The sequence below is a fragment of the Streptococcus mitis genome (genome assembly GCF_001579035.1).
In the GTDB taxonomy this organism is placed as follows: Bacteria; Bacillota; Bacilli; order Lactobacillales; family Streptococcaceae; genus Streptococcus; species Streptococcus mitis_J.
In genome coordinates this window covers 1-6415 of the sequence record NZ_KQ970292.1, presented here as the reverse complement: position 1 = coordinate 6415, position 6415 = coordinate 1, and the positions used below count along the sequence as shown (strand labels likewise).

Sequence of the window (6415 nt, the reverse complement as noted above, 5' to 3'; positions counted from 1 at the left end):
ATCCAAACCTTTTCTTATGCCAATATTGAACAATTTAATGCGGGAAATCTAGTCGTTCGCATGACAAATGACATCAACCAGATTCAGAACGTGGTCATGATGACCTTCCAAATTCTTTTCAGACTTCCCCTCTTGTTCATCGGGTCGTTTATCCTGGCGGTTCAAACCTTACCCTCTCTGTGGTGGGTGATTGTTCTCATGGTAGTCTTGATTTTTGGTTTGACTGCTGTCATGAGTGGGGATGATGGGTCCTCGTTTTGCCAAGTTTCAAACCCTTCTTGAGCGCATCAATGCCATTGCCAAGGAAAATCTGCGCGGTGTTCGTGTGGTCAAGTCCTTTGTCCAAGAAAAAGAGCAGTTTGCTAAGTTTACAGAGGTCTCAGACGAGCTTCTTGGTCAAAACCTTTACATTGGCTATGCCTTTTCAGTAGTGGAACCCTTCATGATGTTGGTCGGTTATGGGGCGGTTTTCCTCTCTATTTGGCTAGTTGCGGGGATGGTTCAGTCGGATCCGTCAGTTGTTGGTTCCATTGCTTCCTTTGTCAATTACCTAAGCCAGATTATCTTTACCATTGTTATGGTTGGATTTTTGGGAAATTCTGTCAGCCGTGCCATGATTTCTATGCGTCGTATTCGAGAAATTCTGGACGCAGAGCCAGCCATGACCTTCAAGGATGTGCCAGATGAAGAATTGGTCGGCAGTCTTAGCTTTGAAAATGTAACCTTTACCTATCCAATGGATAAGGAACCGATGCTGAAAGATGTGAGCTTTACTATTGAACCTGGTCAGATGGTTGGTGTCGTTGGAGCGACTGGTGCAGGAAAATCAACCTTGGCTCAATTGATTCCACGTCTCTTTGATCCGCAAGAAGGCTCTATCAAAATCGGAGGCAAGGATATTCGAGAAGTGAGTGAAGGGACCCTGCGTAAAACAGTTTCTATCGTTCTCCAACGTGCCATTCTCTTTAGTGGAACGATTGCAGATAACTTGAGACAGGGTAAGGGAGATGCTACTCTATTTGAAATGGAGCGAGCAGCCAACATTGCCCAAGCCAGTGAATTCATTCATCGTATGGAGAAAACCTTTGAAAGTCCAGTTGAGGAACGAGGAACCAATTTCTCTGGCGGGCAAAAGCAAAGGATGTCGATTGCTCGTGGAATTGTCAGCAATCCACGTATTCTGATTTTTGACGATTCGACCTCGGCCTTGGATGCCAAGTCAGAGCGTCTAGTGCAAGAAGCCTTGAATAAGGACTTGAAGGGGACGACAACCATTATCATCGCGCAAAAGATTAGCTCGGTTGTCCATGCAGATAAAATCTTGGTTCTAGATCAAGGACGATTGATTGGTCAAGGCACGCATGCAGACTTGGTTGCCAACAATGCTGTTTACCGTGAAATCTACGAAACACAGAAAGGAAAGGAGGAGTAAAATGAAGACAGTTCAATTTTTTTGGAATTATTTTAAAGTCTATAAGCTATCATTTGTAGTCGTCATCCTGATGATTGTTCTGGCGACTCTTGCCCAAGCTCTCTTTCCGGTCTTTTCTGGACAAGCGGTGACGCAGCTAGCCAATTTAGTTCAAGCTTATCAAAATGGCAATCCAGAACTTGTTTGGCAGAGTCTATCAGGAATCATGGTCAATCTTGCCCTACTGGTTTTGGTTCTCTTTATCTCCAGTGTCATATACATGTGTCTCATGACGCGCGTGATTGCAGAGTCTACCAACGAGATGCGCAAAGGCCTCTTCGGTAAGCTTGCTCGCTTGACGGTCTCTTTCTTTGACCGCCGACAAGATGGGGATATCCTGTCTCGTTTTACCAGTGATTTGGATAATATCCTCCAAGCCTTTAACGAAAGCTTGATTCAGGTCATGAGCAATATTGTTTTATACATTGGTCTGATTCTTGTCATGTTTTCGAGAAATGTGACGCTGGCTCTCATCACCATTGCCAGCACACCAGTAGCCTTCCTCATGCTGATTTTCATCGTGAAAATGGCACGCAAATACACCAATCTCCAGCAGAAAGAGGTAGGGAAACTCAACGCCTATATGGATGAGAGTATTTCAGGCCAAAAAGCCGTGATTGTGCAAGGAATTCAAGAGGATATGATGGCAGGATTTCTTGAACAAAATGAGCGCGTGCGCAAGGCAACCTTTAAAGGAAGAATGTTCTCAGGAATTCTTTTCCCTGTCATGAATGGGATGAGTCTGGTTAATACAGCCATCGTCATCTTTGCTGGTTCAGCCGTACTTTTGAATGATAAGGCAATTGAAACAAGTACAGCCCTAGGTTTGATTGTTATGTTTGCCCAATTTTCACAGCAATACTACCAGCCTATTATCCAAGTTGCGGCAAGTTGGGGAAGCCTTCAGTTGGCCTTTACAGGTGCTGAACGGATTCAGGAAATGTTTGACGCAGAGGAAGAAATCCGACCTGAAAAGGCTCCAATCTTCACTAAGTTGCAAGAAGGTGTTGAAATCAGTCATATTGATTTCTCATACTTGCCTGATAAACCTATTTTGAAAGATGTCAGCATTTCCGCTCCGAAAGGCCAGATGACAGCGGTTGTTGGTCCGACTGGGTCAGGGAAAACGACTATTATGAACCTTATCAATCGCTTTTATGATGTTGATGCTGGCGGTATTTATTTTGATGGTAAAGACATTCGTGACTATGATTTAGATAGTCACAGAAGTAAGGTGGGAATTGTCTTGCAAGATTCGGTCTTATTTAGCGGAACCATTCGAGACAATATCCGTTTCGGTGTGCCAGATGCTAGTCAAGAAATGGTTGAGGCAGCAGCCAAGGCAACCCACATTCACGACTATATCGAAAGCTTACCTGATAAATACGATACCCTTATAGATGATGACCAGAGCATCTTCTCAACAGGGCAGAAGCAATTGATTTCTATTGCTCGAACCCTGATGACAGATCCAGAAGTTCTCATTCTCGATGAAGCCACTTCAAACGTAGATACGGTGACAGAAAGCAAGATTCAGCATGCTATGGAGGCGGTTGTAGCGGGTAGAACCAGTTTTGTCATTGCCCATCGTTTGAAGACCATCCTCAATGCAGACCAGATTATTGTCCTTAAAGATGGAGAAGTCATTGAACGTGGTAATCACCATGAACTCTTGAAACTAGGTGGATTTTACTCAGAACTCTATCACAATCAATTTGTCTTCGAATAAGAAAGAAGTTGTCCTATGGGGCAGCTTTTTCTTGTCCATAAAAAATATTTATCACATCCTTAAAAAAAACATATTAGACGAAAGATGTTTTGAGTGATAAGATAGGACTATCGTTAATATTCGAAAGGAGAGGCATCATGGCTAGAACGGTTGTAGGAGTTGCTGCAAATCTATGTCCCGTAGACGCGGAAGGCAAAAACATTCATTCATCTGTATCTTGTAGATTCGCAGAGAGCATTCGTCAAGTCGGTGGTCTCCCTTTAGTCATTCCTGTTGGTGATGAGTCAGTTGTACGCGATTATGTAGAAATGATTGACAAACTTATCTTGACAGGCGGTCAAAATGTCCATCCTCAGTTTTATGGAGAGAAAAAGACCATCGAGAGCGATGATTACAATCTAGTACGTGATGAGTTTGAACTGGCTCTCTTGAAAGAAGCGCTCCGTCAGAATAAACCAATTATGGCAATCTGTCGCGGTGTCCAACTTGTCAATGTTGCCTTTGGTGGAACCCTCAATCAAGAAATCGAAGGTCACTGGCAAGGACTACCTTTCGGAACATCTCACTCTATTGAGACAGTGGAGGGAAGCGTGGTGGCTAAGCTATTTGGGAAAGAAAGTCAGGTCAACTCCGTCCATCGTCAGAGTATTAAAGATTTGGCACCTAATTTCCGTGTAACTGCTATTGACCCAAGAGACCAAACCATCGAAGCGATTGAGTCTATCGACGAACATCGCATTATCGGTTTGCAGTGGCATCCAGAGTTTCTGGTCAATGAAGAAGATGGCAATTTAGAATTATTTGAGTATTTATTGAATGAACTGTAACGACTGGGGCATCTGGTCGTTCTTTCTTTTATTTTTTCTAAAATTTTTGGTAATGTGGGATTTTTACGCAAACGTTTGAATTCTGATAAAAATTGGAGAAATTTGACAAAAAACTTGAAAAAACGAAGGTAAGCGTTATGATAGAAAAGAAGAAATATTGGAGGAATAACATGTCACATATTAAATTTGATTATTCAAAAGTTTTAGACAAATTTGTTGCACCACATGAAGTGGAATACATGCAATCACAAGTAACAGCAGCAGATGAATTGATCCGTAAAGGAACTGGTGCTGGTAGCGACTTCTTAGGATGGTTGGACCTTCCTGAAAACTACGACCGCGAAGAATTTGACCGCATCTTGAAAGCTGCTGAGCAAATCAAATCAGACAGCGATGTTTTGGTTGTAATTGGTATCGGAGGATCTTACCTTGGTGCCAAAGCAGCAATCGACTTCTTGAACCACCACTTTGCAAACTTGCAAACAAAAGAAGAACGTAAAGCTCCACAAATCCTTTACGCTGGAAACTCAATCTCATCTACTTACCTTGCTGACTTGGTAGAGTACGTAGCTGACAAAGACTTCTCAGTAAACGTGATTTCTAAATCAGGTACAACAACTGAACCAGCGATTGCTTTCCGTGTCTTCAAAGAACTCTTGGTTAAGAAATACGGTCAAGAAGAAGCCAACAAACGTATTTACGCAACAACTGACCGCCAAAAAGGTGCTGTTAAGGTTGAAGCAGATGCTAACGGTTGGGAAACATTTGTGGTTCCAGATGACATCGGTGGACGCTTCTCAGTATTGACAGCCGTTGGTTTGCTTCCAATCGCTGCATCAGGAGCTGACATTAAAGCCCTTATGGAAGGTGCGAACGCAGCTCGCAAAGACTACACTTCAGACAAAATCTCTGAAAACGAAGCTTACCAATATGCAGCTGTTCGTAACATCCTTTACCGTAAAGGCTATGCAACTGAAATCTTGGTAAACTATGAGCCATCACTTCAGTACTTCTCAGAATGGTGGAAACAATTGGCTGGTGAATCAGAAGGGAAAGACCAAAAAGGTATCTATCCAACTTCAGCCAACTTCTCAACTGACTTGCACTCACTTGGTCAATTTATCCAAGAAGGAACTCGTATCATGTTTGAAACAGTTGTCCGTGTTGACAAACCACGTAAGAACGTGATTATTCCTAGTTTGGAAGAAGATCTTGACGGCCTTGGTTACCTTCAAGGAAAAGACGTTGACTTTGTAAACAAAAAAGCAACTGACGGTGTTCTTCTTGCCCACACAGACGGTGATGTACCAAACATGTACGTAACCCTTCCAGAGCAAGATGCTTTCACTCTTGGATACACTATCTACTTCTTCGAATTGGCTATCGCTCTTTCAGGTTACTTGAATGCTATCAACCCATTTGACCAACCAGGTGTTGAAGCCTACAAACGTAACATGTTCGCCCTTCTTGGAAAACCAGGATTTGAAGAATTGAGCAAAGAACTTAACGCACGTCTATAATAGAAGAAAAGAGTGGTTTGTCCACTCTTTTTACTCTCTTTATTCATAGAAATTGGACTCAGCCAAGACTTGTGATATAATATAGAAAGCAAAAAGGCAGACGCCTAGAGACTTTATAGGAGAAACTATGTCAAAAGATATCCGCGTACGTTACGCACCAAGTCCAACAGGACTACTACACATCGGGAATGCCCGTACAGCATTGTTCAACTACTTGTATGCACGTCATCATGGTGGAACTTTTATTATTCGTATAGAAGATACTGACCGTAAACGTCATGTCGAGGATGGTGAACGTTCACAGCTTGAAAACCTTCGTTGGTTAGGTATGGATTGGGATGAAAGCCCAGAAACACATGAAAATTACCGCCAGTCTGAGCGTTTGAACTTGTATCAAAAATTCATCGACCAACTGTTAGCTGAAGGAAAAGCCTACAAATCTTACGTTACAGAAGAAGAGTTGGCAGCTGAACGCGAACGCCAAGAAGAAACTGGCGAAACACCACGCTACATCAATGAATACCTTGGTATGAGTGAAGAAGAAAAAGCGGCTTACATCGCAGAACGTGAAGCAGCAGGGATCATTCCAACTGTTCGTTTAGCTGTCAATGAGTCAGGTATCTACAAGTGGCATGATATGGTCAAAGGTGATATCGAATTTGAAGGTGGCAATATCGGTGGTGACTGGGTTATCCAAAAGAAAGACGGTTACCCAACTTACAACTTTGCCGTTGTTATCGATGACCACGATATGCAAATCTCTCATGTTATCCGTGGAGATGACCATATTGCTAATACACCAAAACAGCTTATGGTCTATGAAGCCCTTGGCTGGGAAGCTCCAGAGTTCGGTCACATGACCTTGATT

4 protein-coding genes and 1 pseudogene are annotated in these 6415 nt (G+C 42.7%); all 5 read left to right on the top strand.

What is annotated here, in order from left to right:
* Positions 1-1432: pseudogene (gene patA, locus SMIDD26_RS09805) on the top strand (multidrug efflux ABC transporter subunit PatA); the annotation flags it as partial.
* 1 nt (position 1433) lies between these two features.
* Positions 1434-3200, top strand: coding sequence for a multidrug efflux ABC transporter subunit PatB (patB, locus tag SMIDD26_RS09800; protein WP_061439979.1), 1767 nt, complete (start codon positions 1434-1436; stop codon positions 3198-3200).
* 137 nt (positions 3201-3337) lie between these two features.
* Positions 3338-4027, top strand: coding sequence for a gamma-glutamyl-gamma-aminobutyrate hydrolase family protein (locus tag SMIDD26_RS09795; RefSeq protein WP_000124770.1), 690 nt, complete (start codon positions 3338-3340; stop codon positions 4025-4027).
* A gap of 170 nt (positions 4028-4197) precedes the next feature.
* Positions 4198-5547, top strand: a complete 1350-nt coding sequence (locus SMIDD26_RS09785) for a glucose-6-phosphate isomerase (protein WP_000018268.1) — start codon at positions 4198-4200, stop codon at positions 5545-5547.
* Positions 5548-5674: 127 nt separating this feature from the next.
* Positions 5675-6415, top strand: a 741-nt coding sequence (gltX, locus tag SMIDD26_RS09780) for a glutamate--tRNA ligase (protein WP_134990290.1), incomplete at its 3' end; no start/stop codon positions are given.

What these genes read in the sequence shown, in the direction of transcription:
- SMIDD26_RS09785 (WP_000018268.1), top strand. Translation starts at nt 4,198, where the DNA reads ATGTCACATATTAAATTTGATTATTCAAAAGTTTTAGACAAATTTGTT.
- SMIDD26_RS09795 (WP_000124770.1), top strand. Translation starts at nt 3,338, where the DNA reads ATGGCTAGAACGGTTGTAGGAGTTGCTGCAAATCTATGTCCCGTAGAC.
- patB (WP_061439979.1), top strand. Translation starts at nt 1,434, where the DNA reads ATGAAGACAGTTCAATTTTTTTGGAATTATTTTAAAGTCTATAAGCTA.